Source organism: Ensifer sp. CCNWLY38, from assembly GCF_037120565.1.
GTDB lineage: Bacteria > Pseudomonadota > Alphaproteobacteria > Rhizobiales > Rhizobiaceae > Ensifer > Ensifer adhaerens_H.
Map to the genome: position 1 here is coordinate 307,726 of NZ_JBBBBO010000006.1, position 24,405 is coordinate 332,130.

The window sequence follows — 24,405 nt, forward strand, 5'->3', positions numbered from 1 at the left end:
TGAGGCGGCCGGGGCGGCACTGTCATTCGTGAAGGAGTTGGCGATGAAGTTGTATCTTCTCTCGCTCGGAGCCGGACTGCTTGTCGGTATCATCTATTCGCTCTTGAACGTCCGCTCGCCGGCGCCGCCGGTCATTGCGCTGGTCGGCTTGCTCGGCATCCTGATCGGCGAGCAATCGGTGCCGCTGGTCAAGCGCGCCCTGTCGGGTGAGCCGGTCAATCTCAGCTGGTTCAATCTGCAGTGCATGCCGCACATGTTCGGCCACCTGCCTAGCGGCGCACAGGCCACCGCCGGCAAGGCGAAGGATGCGGCCATCAATGATGAAAGGGCCGGATGATGCCGACGCGACGCTCGTTTCTCGGTGCAACCGCTGCCGCCCTGGCCTTGGGTAGGGCAACCGCGACACACGCCCAACAGACTGGAGACCCCTCGATGACGCCCGACCTGATCCTGCACAACGGCCTTGTCACCACGCTCGACCGCACCAACCCGACGGCAAGCGCCGTTGCCATCAAGGACGGAAAGTTCCTGGCCGTCGGCGACGACCGGACGATCATGGCGCTGGCCGGCTCGGGCACAAAAGTGATCGACCTCAAGGGCAAGCGCGTGCTGCCGGGGCTCAACGACAACCACACCCACGTCGTGCGCGGTGGCCTCAACTTCAACATGGAACTGCGCTGGGACGGCGTGCGGTCGCTCGCCGACGCGATGGCGATGCTGAAGCGGCAGGTGGCGATCACGCCGGCGCCGCAATGGGTGCGGGTCGTCGGCGGTTTTACCGAACACCAGTTCGCCGAAAAGCGGCTGCCGACCATCGACGAGATCAATGCGGTCGCGCCGGATACGCCGGTGTTCCTGCTGCATCTCTATGACCGGGCGCTGCTCAATGGCGCCGCGCTTCGGGCGGTCGGCTATGGCAGGGACACGCCCAATCCGCCGGGCGGCGAGATCACCCGCGATGCCAACGGCAACCCGACCGGGCTGCTCCTGGCCAAGCCCAATGCCGGCATCCTCTATTCGACCTTGGCCAAGGGACCGAAGCTGCCCTTCGACTACCAGGTCAACTCCACCCGCCACTTCCTGCGCGAGCTCAACCGGCTCGGCGTCACCAGCGTCATCGACGCCGGCGGCGGCTTCCAGAACTATCCGGACGATTATGCCGTCATCCAGAAACTGTCGGACGACGATCAGCTGACCGTGCGCCTGGCCTACAATCTCTTCACCCAGAAGCCGAAGGAAGAGAAGCAAGACTTCCTCAACTGGACTTCGTCGGTCAAATACAAGCAGGGCAACGACTACTTCCGCCACAATGGCGCCGGCGAGATGCTGGTGTTTTCGGCCGCCGATTTCGAGGACTTCCGCCAGCCGCGCCCGGAGATGGCGCCGGAGATGGAGGGCGAGCTCGAAGAGGTCGTTCGCGTCCTGGCCGAGAACCGCTGGCCCTGGCGGCTGCACGCGACCTATGACGAAACCATCAGCCGCGCGCTCGACGTGTTCGAGAAGGTCGACAAGGACATCCCGCTCGACGGCCTGAACTGGTTCTTCGACCACGCCGAGACGATTTCCGACCGGTCGATCGACCGGATCGCAGCGCTTGGCGGCGGCATCGCCACCCAGCATCGCATGGCCTACCAGGGCGAATATTTCGTCGAGCGCTACGGCCACGGGGTGGCGGAAGCGACGCCGCCGATCCGGCGCATGCTGGACAAGGGCGTCAACGTTTCCGCCGGCACCGATGCCACCCGCGTCGCCTCCTACAACCCCTGGGTCTCGCTGTCGTGGATGGTGACCGGCAAGACCATCGGCGGCCTGCAGCTCTATCCGCGCGCCAACTGCCTCGATCGCGAGACGGCGCTCAGGATGTGGACCGAGAAGGTGCAGTGGTTCTCGAACGAGGAGGGCAAGAAGGGCCGGATCGAGACGGGGCAGTTTGCCGACCTGATCGTGCCGAGCAAGGACTACTTCGCCTGCGCCGAGGACGAGATCTCGTTCCTGACCTCGGAACTGACGATGGTCGGCGGCAAGGTCGTCTATGCGGCCGGCGACTTCGCTTCCCACGACGACAACCCGGTGCCGCCGGCGATGCCTGACTGGTCGCCGGTTCGCAGCTTCGGCGGCTATGCCGCCTGGGGCGAGCCTGAGGGTGCCGGCAAGAACTCGCTCCGCCGCACGGCGATCACGTCGTGCGGCTGCGCCAGCAATTGCGGCGTGCATGGCCACGACCATGCCGGCGCCTGGACGTCAAAGCTGCCGATCGCCGATCTCAAGGGCTTCTTCGGCGCACTCGGCTGCTCCTGCTGGGCCGTGTGACGACCGCAAAAGGAGACGCAAGATGAAAACGATAGTCGGCGCTGTCGCGATGGCGGCGGTCTCACTCCTGATCAGCGCCTCGGTTGCTCTCGGTGACGACCGCGCGCCCCCAAAGGACAACACACTACCCTCCTGGGCGAAGGTCGTGGTGAACCATCCGGCGTCAAAGCATGGGTCCTACTACGAAGGCATATCCCAGACCGCGATCACCAATCGGAATGGCAGCAAGCGCGATGGGAACGGCCCCGCCGCCCGTTAAGTCGAAGACCGTCTGACAAGGAACCAAAATGCTGAGCCTGTCTTCTCTCGAAAACCATCTTGCTGCCCGCCTGCGACGGGGCCTCGCCAGCCGGCGGATCGTCTTCGTCGGCCTGCTGGCGCTTTGCTCGGCCTATATCCAGGGACCACTGACGAAGATCTTCGACTTTCCGGGTGCGCTTGCCGAGATGGATCACTTCGGCCTGCATCCGGCGCCGCTCTTCGCCGTCGGGGTCATCGTTTTCGAACTTCTGATGTCGGCCCTCATTCTCACAGGTTTCTATCGCTGGGCGGCTGCCGGTGCACTTGCGGCCTTCACGCTTGCCGCTACCTTCCTCGCGTTTCGGTTCTGGGAGCTTCCGCCCGGCATGGAACGTGCGATGGCGACGAACGGCTTCTTCGAGCATATCGGCCTCGCCGGTGCCTTCCTGCTCGTCGCCTACTACGATCTTCTCGAACGGGCATCGGCAGGAAAGGCTGGGCAATGACGGCAGCGAAAGAGGGCGCAGGTACGTTTGCGCCATTGCGGCAGAAAGTCTTTGCGGTCCTGTGGGTGGCGACGATCATCGGCAATACCGGCAGCTTCATCCGCGATGTCGCCAGCTCCTGGCTCGTCACCGACCTGTCGGCGACACCGGCCGCCGTTTCCATGGTCCAGGCGGCAGCGACGCTGCCGATCTTTCTGCTCGCCATTCCTGCAGGGGTTCTCTCGGATATCCTCGATCGGCGCAAATTCCTGATCCTGGTGCAGTTTCTGCTCGCATCCGCAAGCCTCTGCCTGCTGTTTCTCTCGGCCACGGGCCTGCAGTCCGTGAGCTCGCTGATCGCGCTGACCTTCGTGGGCGGCATCGGCGCGGCACTGGTCGCCCCCACCTGGCAGGCGATCGTCCCTGAGCTCGTCGCGAGGCAGGACGTCAAGGGCGCCGTGGCGCTGAATTCGCTCGGCATCAACATCGCCCGCGCGATCGGCCCGGCGCTCGGCGGCCTGCTGCTAGCCTGGTTGGGGGCCGCCGTCACCTACGGCGTCGATGTCATCAGCTATGTGTTCGTGATCGCCGCGCTCCTGTGGTGGCGGCGCGGTGTATCGGAGGACGACGTTCTCGCGGAACGCTTCCTTGGCGCCTTCCGGGCGGGGTTGCGCTACGCGCGCGCCAGTCGCGAGCTGCATGTGGTCCTGCTGCGTGCCGCGGTGTTCTTCGCATTTTCGAGCGCGATCTGGGCCCTGCTGCCGTTGGTCGCGCGCCAGCTTCTCGGCGGTGGCGCCAGCTTCTACGGCATCCTGCTCGGTGCCGTCGGCGCGGGTGCGATCGGCGGTGCGCTGCTGATGCCGCGTTTGCGCGCCCGGATGGATGCCGACGGGCTGCTTTTGCTCTCTGCGGTGCTCACGGCCGCGGTGATGGGCGTGCTCTCCTTCGCGCCGGCGCAATGGGTGGCCGTTGTCGCGCTGCTCGCTTGCGGTGCCGCCTGGATCACCGCGCTGACGACGCTGAACAGCACCGCGCAGGCCATTCTTCCCAACTGGGTGCGCGGGCGTACGCTCGCCGTCTACCTTACCGTTTTCAATGGAGCCATGACCGGAGGAAGCCTGGCCTGGGGCGCCATCGCCGAAGCGACCGGTGTGCCCTTCACCCTCTCGGCGGCGGCCATCGGCCTTCTCTGCGTCGGGGTCGTCTTTCACGCCATGAAATTGCCGAAGGGAGAGGCGGACCTCATTCCCTCCAACCATTGGCCAGAGCCGCTGACCAGCGCGCCGATCGAACACGACCGCGGCCCCGTCCTTGTGCTCATCGAATACATGGTCGACAGGGCGGACCGCTCCGAATTCCTCAAGGCGCTCGCCCGTCTGTCGCACGAGCGCCGCCGTGATGGCGCCTATGGCTGGGGCGTGACCGAGGACGCGGCTGATACCGGCCGCATGGTTGAGTGGTTCATGGTCGAATCCTGGGCCGAGCATCTGCGCCAGCACAAGCGTGTGTCCAAGGCCGATGCCGACATCCAGGAAGACGTTCGTCGTTTTCACAGAGGGCCGGCGGCGCCGGTCGTACACCACCTTCTCGCGATCAATCGACCGCATCTCGGTTGACGCGGGTTGCGTTCCATGGCGCCAATCCGGTGCCGTGGAGCGTGCCAGGAAGATTACCCTAGAACCCAAATAAAGGAACCGTTCCCATGACCGAGAACTTCGTCAGGACTGAAGACGGCGTCGATATCTTCTACAAGGATTGGGGCTCGGGCCAGCCAATCGTCTTTCACCACGGCTGGCCGCTGTCGGCAGACGATTGGGACGCGCAGATGCTCTATTTCGTCAACAAGGGCTATCGCGTCATTGCCCACGACCGCCGCGGTCACGGGCGCTCGACACAGGTGAGCGAGGGCCACGATATCGCCCACTATGCGAAGGACGTCGCGGCACTGGTCCTCAAGCTCGAACTCAGTGATGCCATCCACATCGGTCACTCCACAGGTGGCGGCGAGGCGGCGGCTTATGTTGCGCGCCACGGCGCCGGACGGGTCGCCAAGCTGATCATGGTCGGTGCCGTTCCGCCGATCATGGTGAGAACCGCGAACAATCCCGGTGGCCTGCCGATCGAGGTATTCGATGGCTTCCGTTCCGCGCTTGCTGCCAATCGCGCTCAGTTCTTCCGCGATGTTCCGGCGGGTCCCTTCTACGGCTTCAACCGACCGGGGGCCGAAACATCCGAAGGCGTCATCCAGAACTGGTGGCGGCAGGGCATGATGGGCAGTGCCAAGGCGCATTACGAGGGCATCAAGGCCTTCTCCGAAACCGACTTCACCGAGGACCTCAAGGCGATCGACGTGCCGACGCTGGTCATGCATGGCGACGACGACCAGATCGTTCCGATCGACGACTCGGCGCGGCTTGCGATCAAGCTCCTGAAGAACGGCACGCTCAAGGTCTATGAAGGTTATCCACATGGAATGCTGACGACCCATGCCGATGTCATCAATCCTGACCTGCTTGCCTTCATCAAGGCCTAAAGGGCTGGCATGATCCGCGGCATCTCGGTACCGCGGACCGTGCCGGGACAAATCTTGGGGCCCGCACCGTGTTGATCGCGGTGCGGGCTCTGTCGTTCAAGCGTTTCCATTCGCGGTTTTGCCAAGTGCCCCCATCAACCGGTCGATGAAGACTCGTACCTTGGGCGCGACAAGCTTCGTCGTCGGGTAGACGGCCCAGATCGCCAATGTCTCGGGCGCCGCGTCTTCGAGGCGAATACGCATCAGCCGCCCTGCATCGAGATCGTCGGCGATATTCCAGTCGGAGAGCAGGGTGATGCCTGCACCGGCGAGGCAGGCCGCATGGCATCCTTCGATGCTGGTCGACGAGAAGCGGCTCTGCAGCCGCACATGCCTCTCGACCCCGGCGCTCAGAAAGGTCCAATGGCTGACGCCGTGCAACGGCAAGCATTGATGATTGATGAGATCGCCACTGGTCCGCGGGCTCCCATGCTTTTCGATATAGGATGGCGAGGCGACGAGGGAGCGCGGGTTTTCCGCCAGTTTCTTGGCGATCAGACTGCTATCTTTCAAACGCGCGACGCGGATCGCCAGATCAATGCCCGATGCCACCAGGTCAGGCATTGTGTCGCTCATATCGAGCGAGACCTTGAGCCCAGGGTGATCATCGAGCAGCAAAGGCATGAGCGGCGCAATCAGCTTGATCGAGAAGGCAACCGGCGCCGAGACGCGCAGGAGACCGGTCGCTCCAACTCCATCACCCCTCAGGAGCGTTCGCGCCTGCTGTTCGGTTTCGAGCAGATCCTGGGCATAGGGCAGAAAGGTCTCGCCCTCTGACGTCAACGACAGGGACCGGGTGGTGCGATGCATCAGCCGGACGCCAAGCGCCTGCTCGAGGGAAGCGAGCCGCCGGGTCGCGATCATGGGGGTGATGCCAAGCCGTCGCGCGGCCTCGGCGAGGCTGCCGCCGCTTGCTGCTGCGGTGAAGACGAGGACTTCGTCGAAGTTCATTGTATCGAAATCCGATATACTGCTATGTATTATGGCGACACTACAGCGAATTTCGATAAAGCGATAGATCAAGCCCATCTCTCCAGTGAGAAGGGCAAGTGAAATGGTTACCCACGAAACGGAGCATTCCGGCCTCGGTCGAACCCGCCTCTACGCCATGGCCGTCGCCAGCGGCGTCGCGGTTGCAAACATCTACTACAACCAGCCATTGCTGGGGCTCATCGAGGCCGAGTTTCCTGGCGAGACGGCCGTCGGACTGCTTCCGACGGCGACGCAACTCGGCTACGCGCTCGGGCTGCTGCTTCTGTTGCCGCTCGGCGATATCGTCCAGCGCAGACGTCTGATCGTCGGGCAGTTCCTGGCGATCGCGATAGCCGCGACCGCCGCCGCTTTGGCCCCGTCGCCGTTCTTGCTGATCGCCGCCTCGGTGCTGCTTGGAGCCAGCGCCACCGTCGCGCAGCAGATCGTCCCGATCGCTGCGATGCTGTCCACGCCTGACAAACGCGGGGCGGCGATCGGCACGGTCATGGCCGGAGTTTTGACCGGCATCCTGCTCAGCCGCACGGTCTCCGGCTTTGTCGGGGCCCATGCCGGCTGGCGCGAGATGTTCTGGGCAAGTGTGCCTCTCGCACTTGCAGCTTCGTTCCTGATGTTTCGGACCTTGCCGGATCTGCGCCCGGCATTGCGTTTGCCCTATCGCGAAGCCCTGGCCTCGCTCGCCACTCTTTGGCGGCGCGAGCCCGCGCTCCGTCTCGCTTCGATGGTGCAGGCGGCGCTTTTCGCATCCTTTACGGCATTCTGGACCGTGCTCGCGCTTTATCTTGCGACGCCGCGTTTCAATCTGGGCGCCGATGCCGCCGGTCTGTTCGGCATTGTCGGGGCAATCGGCGTGTTTGCGGCACCGGTCGCCGGCAGGATGGCGGATCGGCGAGGTGCGCGGTCCGTCGTCTGGTTCGGGGCGGCTCTGACGCTCGCTGCCTGGGTCGTACTCGGAGCCTGGGCCTCGATCGCCGGACTGGTGGTTGGCGTCATCGTGCTTGATATCGGCATCCAGGTCGCGCTGATTGCCAACCAGCACATCATCTATGCGCTCGAGCCCGCGGCGCGCAGCCGTATCAACACGGTCTTCATGACCAGCATGTTTCTTGGGGGAGCGGCGGGTTCGGCCCTGTCCTTCGCCGCCTGGAGCTATGGCTCCTGGCCGGGCGTCGGCGCACTCGGCCTCGCGCTTGCGGCGCTGGCGCTGGTCGTCAAGCTGTTTGCTCGACGAGCGGCCAGGCTGGAGACCTTGCGCTGAGGGATGAACCTAGGGAGCATGCTTCTTCGGCCGGCGGACGGCCCGGATCGTTCCGCTCCCGCCACCGCCGCAGAAGAAGCGCTCGCCGCCATCGGACTCCAGCCCCGAGACACCGGCGCCTGATGGCATCACGATCCGCTCGAGCACCGACCCCGTCTCGGGGTCGACGCGCCTCAAGTCGCTGTCGTCGCCTTCCCAGGTGCCGTGCCAGAGCTCTCCGTCGACCCAGGTGACGCCCGTCACGACGCGCTTGGATTCGATGGTGCGCAGGATTGCGCCGGTTTCGGGATCGATCTGATGGATCCTTCGACCTCGGTGCTGCCCGACCCAAAGGGTTCCCTCCGCCCAGGCAAGGCCGGAATCGCCGCCGCCGCCCGGTGCCGGGATCGTTGCCAGCACGCGGCCGCTCTCGGGATCGATCTTCTGGATGCGGTCCTCGGCGATCTGGAACAGATGCTTGCCGTCAAAGGCGGTACCGGCATGCGCCGCGACATCGATAGAGCGCACCGGGTTCCCGCTTTCGGGATCGAGGGCATTGATCTTGTCGCCGGAGGCAAACCAGATGTTCCGACCGTCGAAGGTGACGCCATGGATGTGGTCGGCGCCAGGGAAGGGGCCATACTCGCGGAGGATTTCGGCTTCGGATCGTTTCATGGTCTCAATCCTAATCGCTTGGCAGTGGACCGGGGAGTAACAAGACTGTCGGGAATGTCGGCACAGGCGGGATCACCCAGCGTCGCGTCCGCCCGCGGCCGACCGGCAGAACCTTGCCTTCCGAGGAGAGTTCTTCGAGCGCCCGTTGCACCGTGCGCGGGCTGGCATCGAGCGCGATGGCGAGAGCGGAGCTCGACCATGCCTCGCCGTCGCCAAGAAGCGCCAGCATCGCCGCATGCCGCTCGTCGACCGGCGGTGCAAGCACCACGACCGCGTGGTCGCCACGCGGAGCCAGCCGGAAGCCGTCGCTGGTCGCGCTGATATCCGCGAATGCGCGGAGTTCGTCGCGAAGCCGGCCGATCTCGACCCTCAATCGTGCCCGGTGGGATTCGTCGACATGTTTCGCGCCGAAGGCACGGGCGAGCAAGGCGCGCCGCGAGACATCGGCCGGCCACGCCTCTGCGAGAGCACGCACCAGCGCGAAGAGCACCGGCCGCGTTGCAAGCGAAACGGCGGAGGCTTCGCGCCGGATGATGTTTCGGCACGCATCGACCACCAGCGTACCGGAGCTGAGCACCGCCTCGACCTCGTCGAGCCTGAGGAGGCGCTCGTCTCCGCCGGTCAGAAGCCGGGCCGCCGGCGTCTTCAGGACAAGCGCGGCGCCTTCGACTTCCGCGACCAGCGCCGCTATGCCGGTTGCTCGCGCCGCTTCAGTCGCCCGGGCGAAGGCGCTGGCCGCCGAAGCGGTTTGCAATCGTCGAACGGCGATTCCGGCAATCGCGAGCTCGTGCGTGGCTCTCGCGGGCGGTGTCAGCCGGCCCAGATCGACACCGGCAAGCATCTGTTCGGCCTCGTCGAGACGGCCGATCAGCAGCAGGCGGCGGGCGCCGAGATTGCGAGCGTGCGCGGCATTGAGGTGGTCGCCATGGGCTTCCAGCGTCGCGCGGGCTGCGTCGAGCGCCTTCATCGGCCAGGAGAGATCGCGCGAGACGATGGCGATTTCCGCTTCGGCAACGATGCATCGCGCGCGGGCGACGGCCTCCTTCGGGCCGAAGCCGCGCGCCGCCGCCTTCAACAGCGTCTTGGCGCGGCCGAGATCTCCGAGCTGAGCCATCGCGATGCCGCGGAGCGCCAGTGCCGGCGGGTCGTCGCGCAAGGCGACCCGTTTCAGCACGCCGAGCAGGTCACCAGCGGCCAGCGCCTGGCCTGCTGCGGTAATCAGCGAATCCATCGAAATCCCGTCACACTTGTCACTCCCCCCAACAGTGTTTCGGCCTCTATCTATTGCTCGAACGGCACGGGACAACAGAGAGGACCTTCGAGGCACAATCAAGTGGGTTGGATCCGAACGGGTTGAAGGCATGCCGCGAGCGACGCCCAGGCGAACCTGCAATAGTACGAAATTCTGCAAATTTCGGTGTCGGCTTTCCGCTGGCGCCTGCGTCTTACAGGAACCAGCAAAGAGGAGGTGCTCCGCACTTCCAAACCTGCTGCGCAATCAGTTTGCACGTTATCAGCGCTGCCGGCCGTCTAACCGGGCGCTGCCAAGGAGATTGCAATGAGCAATTCGTTTTATCGTTGGGTGATCGTGGCGGCTGGCGGCCTGCTTGGCTGCTTGGCGATCGGCGCCATGTTCTCGCTTCCTGTTTTCCTGCTGCCGATCTCGCGTGATACCGGCTGGTCCGTCACCGGGGTCTCCAGTGCCATGACCATCGGCTTCCTGGCGATGGCTTTCGCCAGCATTGGCTGGGGCAGTCTGTCCGATCGCTGGGGTGCGCGGCCGATCGTACTCATCGGCTCGGTGCTTCTGGCCGTCAGCCTGATGGCGGCCAGCTGGGCGACCTCGCTGATCGCCTTCCAGGTCGTCTTCGGCGGCGTCGTCGGCATCGCCACGGCGGCGATCTTCGCACCGATGATGGCCTGCGTTACCGGCTGGTTCGATACGCACCGGAGCCTCGCCGTTTCGCTCGTTTCGGCCGGGATGGGCATGGCGCCGATGACGATGTCGCCGTTTGCGGCATGGCTGGTTTCAGACTACGACTGGAGAACCGCTCTGCAGATCATCGCGGTCGTCGTCGCGGTCATCATGATCCCGGTGTCGCTTCTCGTTCGCCAGGCGCCGGCACTTGCGGCCGGTGCTGCGGCGGCTTCTCCCGAGGAAGGGGCGCAATCGTCGATGACGACGAGCCAGGTGCTGAAATCGCCGCTCTTCATTATCCTGCTGCTCACCAACTTCTTCTGCTGCGCAACGCATTCCGGGCCGATCTTTCACACCGTGAGCTACGCCATCACTTGCGGTATCCCCGTGATGGCGGCCGTTTCGATCTACAGTGTCGAGGGGCTCGCTGGCATGGGCGGACGCGTCGTCTTCGGCCTGCTCGGCGACCGCTTCGGGGCAAAGCGCGTGCTGGTTCTCGGGCTGCTGGCGCAGGCTTTTGGGGCACTAGCCTATGTCTTCGCCGCGGGGCTGGGCTCATTCTACGCTGTCGCCGCCCTGTTCGGCTTCATCTATGCCGGCGTCATGCCGCTCTATGCCGTGCTTGCCCGTGAGAATTTCCCCCTGCGGATGATGGGAACGGTCATCGGCGGAACAGCCATGGCCGGCAGCCTCGGCATGGCGACGGGACCGATTGCCGGCGGCATGATCTATGATGCGATGGCCAGCTATACCTGGCTTTATGTCGGCTCCTGGGGCATCGGTCTCGGGGCGTTCCTGATCGCGCTCACCTTCAGGCCCGCACCGCGCTATCAGCAGGCGGTCGCTGCGGCGTGAAGCAGTGCACTGAGATCGACGAGAAAGGGCTCCACCTGAGAGTGGAGCCCGATCGAGCTGAGCTTTCATTTCGAGACGGCTGCGCCGTCTTAGCGATCGTCGATCCTGACCGTTCGCGCGCCGACATGGAGCGCCCGGCCGGCGCCCATGCCCATGATCGCCACCCCGATGCCAAGGGCGATGAAGAGAATGGAGCTGGCCGCAAAGCTGCCGGTCCAGCTGCGGATGAAGCCGACGAGCAGCGGGCCGATGGCGGCGAGCACGTATCCGACACCCTGGGCCATGCCCGAGAGGTGGGCTGCGACATGGGAATCGGGCGAGCGAAGCACGATGAGCGTCATCGCCGCGGCAATCAGGCCACCCTGGCCGATGCCTTGAAGAACGGCCCAGACGAGCACCGTCGACAGCGGCGCAAAGAGGATGCCGAACAGGGCGATGACGGCAGCGGCCGCGAGCGCCACGCAGACGGCGCGCTGGTCCCGGCGGCGGACGGCAAAAGACGGCACGAGCAGGCAGGTGACGACCTGCATCATGATCGAGGCCGAGACGACCGCGCCGGCCGTTGCGGCATCAAGGCCGCGCTCGCGAAGGATCGGCGCCATCCAGCCGAAGACACAATAGGCGAGCGCCGACTGCAGCCCCATGAACAGGGTTACCTGCCAGGCGAGGCGATCGCGCCAAAGGCCGACGACGCGGAAGCCGCTGTGGCGGGCCTCTGCCTTGCCGCGCAACGCCTGTGGCGCCCAGATCAGGAGCACGATCAGGGCTGGCACCGCCCAGGCGGCGAGCGCGCCGGACCAGGAGCCGACGACATCGTGCTCGATCGACAAGGTGAGGCCGGCGGCACTTGCCGCGCCGGCACAGAGCGCCATGGTGTAGAGGCCCGTCATCATCGCGGCCCGGTCGGCGAAGTCACGCTTGACGAGGCCGGGGAGGAGGACGTTGCCGACCGCGATCGCTGCACCGGCGGCAAAGGTCGCGAGGAACAGCAGCGGCACGGATTGAACGCCGCGCAGGCCCGTGCCGAGCGTCAGAAGTAGCAGCACGCCAAGAAGCGTGCGCTCGGCGCCGAAACGTTGCGCGAGTTTTGGCGCAAGCGGCGCGAAGATGCCGAGGCAAAGCACCGGCAGGGTGGTGAGTACGCTGGCGCCTGCGGTCGACAGGCCGCTTGCCTGCATCACCTCGGGCAGCAGCACCGAGAGGCTCGAAAACAGCGGCCGCAGGTTGAAGGCGATCAGGACGAGGCTCACGCCAAGAAGAACACGGGCGCTGCGGCTCAAGACAGGCGGTTGCGGCGCCGGCAGGCTGTCGGCCTCGGCATCGATGAGCTGGTCTTCGAGGTCCAGTGGCTCGGCGGTCTCGGCCTTGTGGGGGTCACGAAAAGTCTGGTTCATTGGGTAAGAAGCCGATCAAGTTCAGCGAGGACGGGGGCCATGAACGCCCGGACGGAGGCCGCGGCCTGGTCCGGATCACCGGACGCGATGGCCTCGACGATCGCCGCATGCGCCCGGTCGTCCGGTTCGGGAAGGTCGCCACGAAGGGTCGAGTGGATGGTTTCGAGGATGGCCGAGGTGAAGAAATCATAGAGCTCGACGATCGCTTTGTTGCCCGATGCCTCGACGATCGATCTGTGGAACGCGATGTCGCGTTGGCCAAAGGCATCGCGTCCTCCATCGGCCACCGTGCCGCGGGCGCCAAGCAGCTTGAACATGCGTTCGAGGTCTTCCGGCGTATGACGGAGTGCCGCCAGCCGCGCCGCCTCGACGTCGAGTGCCGCGCGTGCTTCCCACTGGTCGCGCAGACCGGTGCGCTTGACCCGGTCGAGCGCGCCCGAGGTGTCGACGGTTGAGCGGACATAGGTGCCGGAGCCCTGGCGGGCGTCGAGAAGGCCCTTCGAGATCAGGACCCGAACGGCTTCACGCACGGTGCCGCGGCTGACGGCGAGTAGTTCGGTGAGTGCCGTTTCGTTCGGAATGCGCTCGCCGACTGCCCAGCGGCCGCTGAGGATTTCCGTTCGCAGGCTTTCGGCTGCGCTCTCGGTGAGATTGGTACGATTGATCGGCTGCATCGTCTGCTCATCAAGTCATCAGATGATTTGATGCATAGGCTGAGTTGATGCGTGAGTCAACGCGGCCGGGCGGCACCAAGGGGCAGCGAACCGGCGCGAGTCTCTTTCCCTGAAGCGTGCCTCGTCGAGGAGCTGCGAGCCAGCACAACCGACAGAAGCCGGAAATGCTGGCTTGATGTCTAGAGCATCCCGCTCTCAGGTGAAGTCACTGGAGGCGGGATGCTCTAGAATCAAAGTGCTAGAGCGTCCTTTGTGCGTTCAGTCGACCGCACGGCCCTCTGGCGTTGAACCGGCCGCAATACAGCCGGACCGCGGACCTCAGTTGAGCCTGAGATCGAGGCCGGGATGCAGCTTCTTGAGGTTCGGTAAGGATTTCGATTGCCACGGGATTTCGGAGGTTCCGCGCACCGTCAATTGCACGTTCGGGCGATTGCGCGCCTCGATCGTCAGTTTGGCGAGCAGGTTGATCCCCGACGAGTTCAGAAACTGCAATTCGGTCAAATCGATCGTGATGTGCTCAGGCTCGGTTTCGAGCACGCCCATGACGGTCGAGAAGATCGGGGCATAGGCTTCCGTTCCCGGCAGCCGCATCGTGCCTTCGAAATGGATATCGTTGCCTTCGGACCAAACGCGATACTCTTCTACGTCCTTGTTTTCCATGTTCATCGGCTCATCAGTTCGAGAGGGCTGGGACTGCAATGGAAGCATAGGTCTCCAGCGTGGTTTCGCCATCTTCTCCGAGGGCACCAAAAACCCAAGCGAAACGAACACCATAATCGCTCATCAGTGTCAAAAGACCAAGCCCCGAGCCACTTTTCCCAAGCCCGGATGCATTGGCCTCGATGCGCTCGATGAGAAGGTCTCCGGGGTCGCCGGTAGCGATTTCGGAAAGCAGATGCTGGAAGCGCACCGCCGCTTCGTTGTCGATCACGTTGGACACTTTCGTGCGGAAGCTGTTCGCTTCGAGAGCGGCTTCGAGGACGATTTCGCCCGACGCCCGGAACTTCACCGCGTTCTCGACCAACTCGTTGGTGAGATACCCGATATTGTGCCGTACCTCCCGGTAGGTACCGCGCGAGGCGCGGTATCGCAGCGCGGCGAGTTCGGCGACGAAATCCGAAGCCATGGCGCAATGCTTCCAGCTGAGATCGAGCGGCCCGTCGTAGAGGCGTAGCCGCGTCATTCTCTGGTGGGCACCAATCGTCAGGTCCGCCAGTCCGTAGAGCGTGGTCATCTGATCACCTGTGTCTCATGACGACGAGCGTGATGTCGTCATATATCTTCTGCTCGCCGATATGCGCCATCAGGTCCTCGAGAATACCCACCTTGGCGTCCTCGGCGCTGTGGCCGTAAAATTGCCGGGCGCTTTCGCACAGCCGTTCGATCCCGAAAAGCTCGCCCTTGGCGTTCATCGCCTCAGTCACCCCGTCGGTGTGCAGGACGATCATGTCGCCGCGGCCGAAGGAAATCTCGCGCGTCGCGACGAAAGCCGAAATGTCCGATTCGAGGCCGATCGGCAGACCGAGGTCGAGCGTGTCGATCCGTTCGATTTCGGCGCCCTCGCGCACCACGATCAGTTCCTCGTGCTGTCCGGATAGAGTCATGCGGCCATCATCGTAATCGAGGAAGGCCAGCGACAGGTGCTTGTCGGTGTTGGTTCGCACGATGTTCTTGTAGATGGCGCGGTTGAGGCGATTGAGGAACTCTTGCGGGTCCATGTCGCCGGCCTCCTGCAAGGCCCGGGCGACGGACTGCACCATCAGCATCAGCACGCCGCTTTCAAGCCCGTGGCCGGTCACGTCGCCAATGCCGATCTTCAGCCGTTCGCCGTCGCGCAGCACGTCGTAGTAGTCGCCGCCCACCTCGTCGGCCGGCCGCATATAGGCGGCGATTTCGAGATCGGCGATCTCGGCAAGCTCGCCCGCCTTGGGCAGCACCATCATCTGAATCTGCTTGGCGACGGCAAGTTCGGCGCCAAGGCGCAGGTTCTCACTGCGCAACTGCGTGTTCAGTGCTGAAATCTGGTGATTTGCGTCCTCAAGCTGGCTCGTGCGCTCGGTTACCAGGTTTTCGAGGTTCTCGGTGTGGTAGCTGATCTCTTCCGCCATGCGGTTGAAGGCGATGCCCGCTTCCCCGACCTCGTCGCGCGTCGAAATTGGGACGCGGACCGAATAGTCCTTCGCCTCGATGCGCGTCGCCGCGCCGGCAAGTGCGCTGATGCCACGGGTCACGCGTTTGGATATGCCGAATACGGCAAGCGTGACGAACAGCAGCGAGGCGAGCAGGGCCAGGACCTGATAGATCAGGATCCGGTTCGCCGCCTCGGAGATCCCCGCTTGCGCCGCAAACAGCGAGGCGTAGATTTCCCGTTCCGGCACGACGATGCCGAGCGACATGGTCTCGCGGCGCACGGGGCCGGACAGCCAGAAATTCTCGGGCTCGAGCTGCTTCAGGAGAATGAGATAAGGCACTTTCTCGCCGGCCTCGTCGAGCAGCACGCGCTGAATGGCGCCGTCGGCGCCGAGCGGCAGTTCTGCGATCGCTGGCTGTACGCTGCGACGCAGCGAACGCTCGAGCCCGGTGACGCCTTGCCCGCCGGTGTCGCTCGATCGCTGCAGGCCGATGACCTTTTCGCCAACCGGATTGATGGCAAGGACGTTGCCATCAGACATCGCCAGGAAGCCGAAGCCGCTGTCGGCGACCTTGACGTTCTCGACCACTTCGGCGAGTTGATCGAGTGTGATATCGGCGCCGGCAGCACCTGCAACGCTCTTTCGGTCCTGCGACCAGAGCGGCTGGAAGAAGCTGACGATCAGCTTGCCGGTGATCGCGTCGGTATAGGGGGCGGTCTGGGTGGTGTCGTTCGGCACCGGCCGCAGGCCGGGGTTCTCTGCCCACTGTTGCCAGGATTCGTAGATGCCCGGAAAGAAGAATGTCCAGAATTCCGCCTGATTGTGGCCGGGATAGAGGCGGTCGAATGTCTGCGCCTGCTCCGTATAGGGCGCGGTTCTGAAGATCGGTCGTTCGCGCGGACCGATGTAGTACATCTGCAGCTTGGAGCTGCCGCTTGCGAGCAGGCTCGGTGCGACGAGGTCGAGCACGGCGCTGTTTTCGATATCGGCCTGGACTTCCGGCAGCGGGCGATGGTCGGGCCCAAGCAGATATCCCCAGACGCTGACGACCGAGGGTACTCCGGGCAGGTTCTGTGCCCAGCCACCCTTGGCGTCGTACGCTACCGAGATTGCGCCGGGTGCTGCACGCGCCAAGGCTCCGCCAACTTCGGTTTCCCGCGCCGGGTGGTCGATCTGCCCCTGCAGGACACCCGCCAGCGTGCCGACGTCGGTATGCACCTGACCGATAAGCAGGTTGACGCGTGCGACGGTCGATTCCGCATAGGACTGCATATAGTCCTGGTTGGCCTTTTCCAGGCCCTGTCCGACCTCTGTCGCGGCATCGCGCGAAAGCCTCTGAACGTTCCAGAGCGCGAGGCCGCCGGTGACGAGGAGATCGAAGAGCACGGCGCCGCCGACCACCAGGACGAATTTGGCGCGAAACGATCGGAGCCCGAACCGGGGGCGTTGTTCGTCGACGGCGCTCATAGCGGCTTCCGTCCGGAAGCGGCCCAGATCGGCCAGCCGGCATAGCCCTTGGGATGCAGCGCCGCAAAGATATGGTCCCGGAAGCCCTGGCGGAAGCGCTCGATGAACTCGGGCGGGTCACCGCGCTTGACCGCCATTTCGCCTGCATAGACATTTTCCCAGGCGGCGATCATGTCGGCGAAGTCCTGCGGGTCGCCGTCAAGATTGGTCACCATGAAGGATTCGACGAGGATGTCGTCAAAACCCGCTTCGGCCAGATAGCGCCGGCTCTTCGGTCCGAGTTCCACATCCATCTCGAAATGGCTGAACAGTTTGGCGACCTCCGTGTAGGTCCACTGGATGCTGTTTGCCCGCGGCTCGCCGAGGCAGTGCGAGTTCTTTTCGTTGGTGATATAGACGCGTCCACCGGGCTTGCAGATCCGGTAAAGCTCCTTCAGCAGGAGTTCCGGCTGATTGAAGATCTGCAGCGAGTGGCGGCAGGTCACGAAGTCGAACTGGTTATCCTCGATCAGCATCTCCGACGCATCGCCGAAAGTGTATTCGATGCCGGTGACGCCGAAGTCGGCGGCCACCTTGCGCGCATAGGCGAGGCTTGCCCGCGAATGATCGAGTGCCACGATCCGCCCCGGTTCAAATTCCTTCTGCACCAGAACGGCGAAGTCACCGATGCCGCAGCAGATATCGGCCATGGCGATGCCGGGCCGCATGCCGTGCCGCGGCAGGATGTCTCGCTCATGGCGCCAGGTCATCTTCGTTTGCGTCCGCAGGATCGGAATGAAGCTGGTGTCCTCGACGAAGCTCTGGCCGGGATAGAACATCGAATCGTAGACCTCGACGGAGATCTGTGGCTCGATCGTGCTCAAATGCCGGAACATGCGCGTCGTCCAGCCGACGACGCTGGAGGTGACGACGATCAGGCGCAGGTCCGACCGTTCCCGACAGGCATCGAGGGCGACCCGGATAAAGGCCTGGAAGGCCGTGTTGTTCATCTGGATGAGGCGCTTCACGTCGATATAGAGAACGCCCTTCACCGCATCGATCGCTTCCCTGAGCGCATGAATGCTCTCGGCGATCTCATCGATCGATCGCGGCCTGATCGTTCCGGCGAGCGAGAAGACCTGGCTGTTCGGATCGAAGGCGACTTTGAAGCGCTGAGTAAGGCCCGCCGCGATCAACTCACCATTCCTTCAAGAGGCAAATCCACCACCAGGGTGATTGCCGAAGCCGCGTCTTCGTCGAGCCGAAGGCGGGCGTCATAGTTGACGGCCAGGTCCAGCAGCACCGATTCCCGGCTCGGGGCGAGATCGTTGGAAATGGCATCGAGATAACGGGCCTCGGCGTCGCTCTCGCGGGTTCTCGATACGGCTTCGCGATAGAAGCGCGCCTGACCAGGCGGGCATGGAAAACTGAGCTGAACCCGTTCCGTGACGCCTTGGCGATAGATCGACAGGCCGATCTTTCCGTCGGTCGTGCCGCCGCGAAACGAAACTTCGAGAAGCTCGTTCAAAGCGGAGGAGAAGAAGTTCGAATGCCGCACCGGATCGGTTCTGTTGTGGCTGATCATGCGGGCGAGGTAGCTCGAAACATGATCGCAGTGCTGCCAGTCCGACAGAAATATCTCCATCTCCATATCGAACTGCAGCAAGGGCTCGAAAGCCGTCCCCGTGGTCTTATTGACACTTGCACCCATGCAGCAATGTCCTCCGCCCGAACTCTGCCACGGCCATACGGCACTTTCTATAATGATTTCTAACCACGCAACCCCCGGATTTTGCAAGTGAACAACCCAGGTATTGCGCCGCGCGTCCCGCCGCGCAACGCACGGATGCGTCTAGAGCGCCGTGCGTTTGGAAGAAACGCACCAAGGTCGCTCTAGCACTTAGTTTCTAGAGCATCCCGCTTTCAAGTGATTCCACTTGAAAGCGGGATGCTCTAGAGCGTCGCCATAGCCGACGAGCGGCGAAGATAGGCGCCAATGGCGCCCGCCGGCATCGGCATGCCCAGGAAGTAACCTTGCAGCCGGTCGCAGCCCTCTTTCCGCAGCCAGACCGCCTGCCCGACCGTTTCCACGCCTTCGGCGGTGACGCGCATGCCGAGGCCATGCGCAAGCCCGATGATCGACCGAACGATCGTCTGGCTTTTTTCGTCGCTCTCGAGGTCCTTGATGAAGTAGCGGTCGATCTTGATCGTATCGAAAGGGAAGTTCTTGAGGTAGCTGAGCGACGAGTAGAAGGTGCCGAAATCGTCGAGCGAAATCTGGATCCCCAGCACGTTCAGGGTATTCAGCGTGTCCAGGTTGTTGGTCGTGCGCTCGAGCAGGACCGATTCGGTGACTTCCAATTCAAGCCGGTCGGCCCTGAGGCCCGCCATGTCGATCGCTTGGGCGATCCGGTCCGTCAGCCCCTCCCGCAGGAATTCGGCCGGCGAAAGATTGACGGCGACGGTGAAGTGCGACGGCCAGGTTGCGGCCTGCCGGCACGCCTCTTCCAGCACCCATTGGCCGATCTCGTTCATCAGCCCGTCGGCTTCCGCCATGGGAATGAAGACATTGGGGGGGATGACACCCACCAGCGGATGGTGCCAGCGCACCAGCGCCTCAAATCCGACGATCGAGAACGGCGGTTCGACGAGTGGCTGGTATTCGATGGAAAACTGCCTGTCCTGAAGCGCCGTGCGCAGGCTGCGACGTAGCATCTCCCGCTGTTCCAGCACGATCAGCATCGAGCGGCTGAAGGTCTTCGACCGGCCGCGGCCGTCCTTTTTTGCAGCATAGAGCGCGATGTCCGCGGCCTTCATCAGCTGCTCGATCTCGTTGCCATCGTTGGGGGCGATGGCGATCCCGATGCTGGCGCCGACGAAGACCGCAATGCCGTCGATCGTAAAGGGTTCATTGAACGCCTGGATCAAGGCTTCCGCCAGATATTCGGCATCCGTCGGCTGGTCGCTGTGGCGTTGGATAACGGCGAACTCGTCGCCCGCAAGGCGATAGGCGACCTCGCCGTCGCGAAGAGCGCCACGGATGCGCTCCGCCGCCATCTTGAGCACGGCGTCGCCGGCGCCGTGGCCGAGCGTGTCGTTGACCGGCTTGAAGTCGTCGAGGTCGATCTGCATCAGTGCCAGCTTTTCGCGCGGCGTCGGCAGGATGTTTTGCAAGTCGTCGCTGAACTGCCGGCGATTGGGCAGGCCCGTCAGCACATCGTGCGTCGCCTGGTGGAGAAGCAGCGCCCTTTCGCTTTCGCCATGGCTGCCGACCTCGCGGCGCGTCGAGCGGCCACCCGTTTCGAGCACGCCAATGCCGCGCAAGGCGCGGAAGACCAGAAGCGTGCGCCGGGATTTGGTGGTTGCGTCGATGACTTCGACGCTGCGGGGCACACCGTGCGCGATCACGGACTCGACTGCCGCCTTGGAGGCGGGAGCAAGCAGTTCGGGATAGAGATGCCACAACGTCGCATCGACCAGCGTGCCGACTTCGTAGGTTTCCTGGAGCGCCGGCGAAGCGCTCGTCAGATGGAAGGCCTCGTCATAGAACGAGAGGATTTCATCGGCGTTGGCCGCGCCCGGATCTTGCACTGAAGCTGAAGCAGACAAGGTTGCATCAGTGTCCTGCATACTTGCCTTTTCCTTTCTGTTGCGAACTCGCCCGGGGACAGCAAGCGGTCCCGCCTCCCGCAGACACTGCACGCGCGGCACTTCGGCGTGGTTCGTCCTTCTCCAAAGCTACCGCGTGACGTATCCGGGTCAATGCCCTTGCCGCGCGCCGACAACTACCTGTGGAAACCTCGCTTCGGAACATGGCGGGCTCCGGCGCGGTGCCGTTGCCCTGCACGGTTGTATGTAAGCTCCTTCTTTTATCATTTACCATCATTGCATGCAATTTGGCGCCGTTTCGACGGGAAGCCGAAAGCTGCTTCACGCCGCGATCCCATTGCAGGACAGCCTCTTGGAGCACGCTTTGCGGCACAAGGGTGTCCTGCATAATGTCGACGAACGGCTGATTTGGATGGGCAAACGGAAGGAACGGTCTCTCTCAGGCGCGGGTTAACCATAAACGAAGAAACCGGGGGATTGGGTGGCTGTTCTTCCTCCACCTCCGGTTTGGAAGCGCAGTTTGGCGCCTCGCGCGCTCAGAGATCGGCCGCCTGCATCAGCCGGCCGATTCCTCGGAGCGGGTCAGTGCGTGCTCAGGATCACGTCGGTCTTCTGGAAGGTCCGGACGTCGATCAGGCCCTTGTCCGAAATCCTGAGTTCCGGAATGACGACGAGGGCAAGCAGCGAGTGCTGCATGTAGGCGTTGTTCAACCGGCAGCCGCAGGCGCGCATCGCCTCGACGATGGCCGCGGCCTTCTCTGCGACGATCTCCGCCCGCTGATCCGACATCAGGCCGGCAACGGGAAGTTCGACCAGAGCCAACTCGCGGCCTTCCTTGGTGACGACGATGCCGCCGCCAACCTCATGCAGTCGGTTGGCGGCCTTGGCCATGTCCGCCTTGTTCGTGCCGACGACGATCATGTGGTGGCTGTCATGCGCGACCGTGCTGGCGATCGCGCAATCGCTGCCGTAGCCGAAGCCGGAGACGAAGGCGTTGACGACGTCGCCGGTGCCGCGGTGGCGCTCGACGAGCGCGATCTGGCAGATGTCGTTGGCCCTATCCATCTGCACGATGCCGTTTTCGATTGCGACCTCGGCCTTGAGCGCGCGCGTCGGCGCCTGGTTTTCGACGACGCCGATCACGTTTACACGCGCCCTTGTAGCGCGTGCATTGGACGGGATGTCGAAATCCGCGGCGTCCAGCATCCGGCCGAGATGGACGGTGTTGCGGGCGCTTTCCGGATAGACATAGGCCGGGATGTCGCGCACCAGCGTCCCGCCGTCGGCCATGAGTTCGCCGCGAGCAAACACCATCTCGATCGGCAGCGCCGCGAGATCCGAGGTGACGATCAGGTCCGCCCGCCGGCCGGGCGCGATCGATCCGATTTCGCGTTCCAGGCCGAAATGCTGGGCAGTGTTGAGCGTCGCCATCTGGACGGCGGTGATCGGCTTCAGCCCTTGGGCGATCGCATGGCGCACCACCCGGTTCATGTGGCCGTCGTGAACGAGCGTGCCGGAATGGCTGTCGTCAGTGCAGAGCAGGAAGTTGCGCGGGTCGAGACCGGATTCGGTGATGGCCTTCACCTGCGCCGCCACGTCGAACCAGGCAGAGCCGAGACGCAGCATGGCGCGCATGCCCTGGCGGACGCGGGCGATCGCGTCCTCTACGGTGGTCCCCTCGTGGTCGTCGGCCGGGCCGCCGGCGGCGTAGGCGTGGAATTCGCGGCCGAGATGCGGCGAGGCATAGTGCCCACCGACGGTCAGCCGCGCATCCTGGGTCGCAGCGATCTCGGCCATCATCTTCGGGTCGTTGGCAGCGACACCGGGGAAATTCATCATCTCGCCGAGACCGATGACATTCGGCCAGGCGAGCGCCTCGGCGACATCTTGAGCGGAAAGCTCGGCGCCGGCGGTCTCAAGGCCCGGCGCGCTCGGCACGCAGCTCGGCACCTGGACGAGCACGTTGACCGGCAGGCCCTGCGCTTCCTCGTTCATCAGCCGGACGCCATCGAGGCCGAGCACGTTGGCGATCTCGTGCGGGTCGATGAACATGGTGGTCGTGCCGTGCGGGATCACCGCGCGGGCAAATTCGGTGACGGTGACGAGACCGCTTTCGACATGCATGTGCGCGTCGCAAAGGCCGGGCACCAGGTAGCGGCCGGCCGCATCGACGACCTTGGTACCCGTGCCGATGGTATGGCTGGCGTCCGGCCCGACATAGGCGAAGCGGCCGGCTTTGACGGCGATATCGGTGCCGGGAATGATCTCGCCGGAATAGACGTTGACCCATTTGCCGTTGCGGATCACGAGATCGGCCGGCTTGCGGCCCATGGCGACGTCGACCAGTTCGGGTGCGGTTCTCGACCAGGATTGAAGCATGACAGTTTCCTTCGAATGGGCGATGTCGGCGCCCTTCCATCAATGGAGGGCGCCGAAGAATTTGCTGAGCTACTGGGTCTGGGCGACAAGCGCTGCGGCTAGCAGCGCGACGAACCACATGACCGGTCTTACATCGCCGGCCCGGCCGCAGACCAGCTTGATCAGCACATAGGCGATGATCGCAAGCGACAGGCCGAGCGTGATCGAGAAGGTGAGCGGGATCAAGACGATCGCGAGGAACGCCGGGATCGCCTCATCGAGCGCGTTCCAGCGGATGTTGCTGATCGGCTCGGACATGAAGAGCCCGGTCAGGATCAGCACCGGCGCGGTCGCAACCGCCGGCACCAGCGAAAGCAGCGGAGACAGGAACAGGAAGGGCACGAAGAGCAGGCCCGCAACCAGCGCGACGAGGCCGGTTCGGCCGCCTTGCTGGATGCCGGCGCCGGATTCGAGATAGACGGTCGCGGGGCTGGTGCCGAGCGGCGCCGAGATCAGTGCGGCGATCGCATCGACATGCATGGATTCGCGGATGTTGCGCGGCATGCCGGTCTCGTCCTTGAGGTCGGCGGCTTCCGCAAGGCCGAGGAAGGTGGACAGCGCCTCGATGAAGTTGGTGAACAGGAAGACGAAGATGAAGGGCAGATAGATCAGGTTCAGCGCGCCGATGAGATCGATCTGGCCGACGAAGCTGAAATCCGGTGCGGCGGAGAAACCGCTCCAATTGACCAGCGTGTGCACATCAGGCGTCTCCGGCCAAAACGCGCTGCCGTCGCCCCACCAGCGGCCGATCGGGATCGAAAGGATCGTGGTCAGGATCATGCCGGCCATCATCGCGCCAGGAACCCGCCGCACCACCAGCGCGACCGTCAACACAAAGCCGGCGATGAAGGTGAGCGTCACCGGGTTGAACTGCGTCAGGCCGACGATCGTATCGGGATTGGCGACGATGAACTTGGCGTTTTCCAGGCCGATCAGCGCGATGAAGAGGCCGATGCCGCAGGCGATGCCATAGCGCAGATCGACCGGGATCGCCTCGATGATCGTCTGGCGCAGATTGAAGAACGCCATGACGGTAAAGAGCACGCCGGCCCAGAAGACGCAGCCGAGTGCGACTTCGAGCGGCACCTTGGCGCCGACCACCATGGTGTAGGCAAAGAGCGCATTGATGCCCATGCCGGGCGCCACCAGAATGGGGCTGCGCGCATAAAGCCCCATGGCGCAGCTGCCGATGAAGCTGACGAGCACCGTCGCCGTCACCCCAGCCGAGAACGGAATGCCGGCATGCGCCAGGATCGAGGGGTTGACGACGATGACGTAGGAGGCCGCGAGAAAGGTGGTGAGGCCTGCGAGGATCTCGGTGCGGACGGTCGAGCCGAGCCGCGAAATCTGGAAGTAGCGGTCGAGCAGCGCTGCGAGCCAGGATGTCTCCGGGCTTGGCGCCGCCTCCACGGACTTGTTCTGATAGTTCATCATGTTCCCCTTTTTTTGA

General features: G+C 63.9%; 21 protein-coding genes. 8 read left to right on the forward strand and 13 right to left on the reverse strand.

Annotated features, from left to right (window positions below; all coding sequences use genetic code 11):
* The first annotated feature begins 43 nt into the window (after positions 1-43).
* The 6 genes from V7S54_RS15540 (at position 44) to V7S54_RS15565 (ending at position 5,568) form a co-directional block, all read left to right on the forward strand.
* Positions 44-337, forward strand: a complete 294-nt coding sequence (locus tag V7S54_RS15540; protein ID WP_065373766.1) for a XapX domain-containing protein — start codon at positions 44-46, stop codon at positions 335-337.
* Complete coding sequence (locus tag V7S54_RS15545; protein WP_336408630.1) at positions 337-2,310, forward strand: amidohydrolase; 1,974 nt, start codon at positions 337-339, stop codon at positions 2,308-2,310. Before V7S54_RS15540 ends, V7S54_RS15545 begins: the two co-directional genes overlap by 1 nt.
* Positions 2,311-2,332: 22 nt before the next feature.
* Complete coding sequence (locus V7S54_RS15550; protein WP_336408477.1) at positions 2,333-2,569, forward strand: hypothetical protein; 237 nt, start codon at positions 2,333-2,335, stop codon at positions 2,567-2,569.
* A gap of 28 nt (positions 2,570-2,597) precedes the next feature.
* Positions 2,598-3,056: a DoxX family protein gene (locus V7S54_RS15555; RefSeq protein WP_336408476.1), complete on the forward strand. Its 459-nt coding sequence runs from the start codon at positions 2,598-2,600 to the stop codon at positions 3,054-3,056.
* Positions 3,053-4,651, forward strand: a complete 1,599-nt coding sequence (locus V7S54_RS15560) for an MFS transporter (RefSeq protein ID WP_336408475.1) — start codon at positions 3,053-3,055, stop codon at positions 4,649-4,651. The genes V7S54_RS15555 and V7S54_RS15560 overlap by 4 nt, the downstream gene beginning before the upstream one ends.
* A gap of 86 nt (positions 4,652-4,737) precedes the next feature.
* Complete coding sequence (locus tag V7S54_RS15565; RefSeq protein WP_336408474.1) at positions 4,738-5,568, forward strand: alpha/beta fold hydrolase; 831 nt, start codon at positions 4,738-4,740, stop codon at positions 5,566-5,568.
* A gap of 96 nt (positions 5,569-5,664) precedes the next feature.
* Here V7S54_RS15565 and V7S54_RS15570 read toward each other — a convergent pair whose 3' ends face one another.
* The gene (locus tag V7S54_RS15570; protein WP_336408473.1) at positions 5,665-6,558 is read right to left on the reverse strand and encodes a LysR family transcriptional regulator; all 894 of its coding nucleotides are present in this window, start codon (positions 6,556-6,558) and stop codon (positions 5,665-5,667) included.
* Positions 6,559-6,661: 103 nt separating this feature from the next.
* On the opposite strand from V7S54_RS15570, the gene V7S54_RS15575 reads away from it, so the two are divergent.
* Positions 6,662-7,855, forward strand: coding sequence for an MFS transporter (locus tag V7S54_RS15575; RefSeq protein ID WP_336408472.1), 1,194 nt, complete (start codon positions 6,662-6,664; stop codon positions 7,853-7,855).
* A 9-nt stretch (positions 7,856-7,864) separates the two neighbouring features.
* Here the strand turns inward: V7S54_RS15575 and V7S54_RS15580 are convergent, their stop codons facing one another.
* Together V7S54_RS15580 and V7S54_RS15585 are read right to left on the reverse strand one after the other, a co-directional pair.
* Positions 7,865-8,509, reverse strand: coding sequence for a Vgb family protein (locus V7S54_RS15580; RefSeq protein WP_065376609.1), 645 nt, complete (start codon positions 8,507-8,509; stop codon positions 7,865-7,867).
* Between the two features lie 10 nt (positions 8,510-8,519).
* Positions 8,520-9,740, reverse strand: a complete 1,221-nt coding sequence (locus tag V7S54_RS15585; protein WP_336408471.1) for a helix-turn-helix domain-containing protein — start codon at positions 9,738-9,740, stop codon at positions 8,520-8,522.
* A 327-nt stretch (positions 9,741-10,067) separates the two neighbouring features.
* Here V7S54_RS15585 and V7S54_RS15590 point away from each other — a divergent pair, with 327 nt between their 5' ends.
* A complete protein-coding gene (locus V7S54_RS15590; protein ID WP_065376611.1) occupies positions 10,068-11,282 on the forward strand; it encodes an MFS transporter in 1,215 nt (404 codons plus the stop codon).
* Between the two features lie 89 nt (positions 11,283-11,371).
* Here V7S54_RS15590 and V7S54_RS15595 read toward each other — a convergent pair whose 3' ends face one another.
* The 10 genes from V7S54_RS15595 to V7S54_RS15640 all read right to left on the reverse strand — a co-directional run bounded on the left by V7S54_RS15595 (position 11,372) and on the right by V7S54_RS15640 (position 24,386).
* Entirely contained in the window at positions 11,372-12,676 is a 1,305-nt protein-coding gene (locus V7S54_RS15595) for a CynX/NimT family MFS transporter (RefSeq protein ID WP_336408470.1), read from the reverse strand.
* Positions 12,673-13,350: a FadR/GntR family transcriptional regulator gene (locus V7S54_RS15600; protein ID WP_057255451.1), complete on the reverse strand. Its 678-nt coding sequence runs from the start codon at positions 13,348-13,350 to the stop codon at positions 12,673-12,675. Before V7S54_RS15600 ends, V7S54_RS15595 begins: the two co-directional genes overlap by 4 nt.
* A gap of 318 nt (positions 13,351-13,668) precedes the next feature.
* Positions 13,669-14,010, reverse strand: coding sequence for a slr1659 superfamily regulator (locus tag V7S54_RS15605; RefSeq protein ID WP_057255452.1), 342 nt, complete (start codon positions 14,008-14,010; stop codon positions 13,669-13,671).
* Between the two features lie 13 nt (positions 14,011-14,023).
* Entirely contained in the window at positions 14,024-14,584 is a 561-nt protein-coding gene (locus V7S54_RS15610) for a slr1658 superfamily regulator (protein ID WP_058323164.1), read from the reverse strand.
* A 4-nt stretch (positions 14,585-14,588) separates the two neighbouring features.
* Positions 14,589-16,949 (reverse strand): SpoIIE family protein phosphatase, encoded by a 2,361-nt coding sequence (locus V7S54_RS15615; RefSeq protein WP_065376613.1) that lies wholly within the window; start codon positions 16,947-16,949, stop codon positions 14,589-14,591.
* Positions 16,946-18,124, reverse strand: coding sequence for a class I SAM-dependent methyltransferase (locus tag V7S54_RS15620; protein ID WP_065376614.1), 1,179 nt, complete (start codon positions 18,122-18,124; stop codon positions 16,946-16,948). Before V7S54_RS15620 ends, V7S54_RS15615 begins: the two co-directional genes overlap by 4 nt.
* Positions 18,121-18,639: a hypothetical protein gene (locus V7S54_RS15625; RefSeq protein WP_058323161.1), complete on the reverse strand. Its 519-nt coding sequence runs from the start codon at positions 18,637-18,639 to the stop codon at positions 18,121-18,123. Before V7S54_RS15625 ends, V7S54_RS15620 begins: the two co-directional genes overlap by 4 nt.
* Before the next feature lie 242 nt (positions 18,640-18,881).
* Positions 18,882-20,558: a putative bifunctional diguanylate cyclase/phosphodiesterase gene (locus tag V7S54_RS15630; protein ID WP_065376615.1), complete on the reverse strand. Its 1,677-nt coding sequence runs from the start codon at positions 20,556-20,558 to the stop codon at positions 18,882-18,884.
* Between the two features lie 561 nt (positions 20,559-21,119).
* Entirely contained in the window at positions 21,120-22,916 is a 1,797-nt protein-coding gene (ade, locus tag V7S54_RS15635) for an adenine deaminase (RefSeq protein ID WP_065376616.1), read from the reverse strand.
* A 69-nt stretch (positions 22,917-22,985) separates the two neighbouring features.
* Complete coding sequence (locus V7S54_RS15640) at positions 22,986-24,386, reverse strand: NCS2 family permease (protein ID WP_065376681.1); 1,401 nt, start codon at positions 24,384-24,386, stop codon at positions 22,986-22,988.
* Between the last annotated feature and the right edge of the window lie 19 nt (positions 24,387-24,405).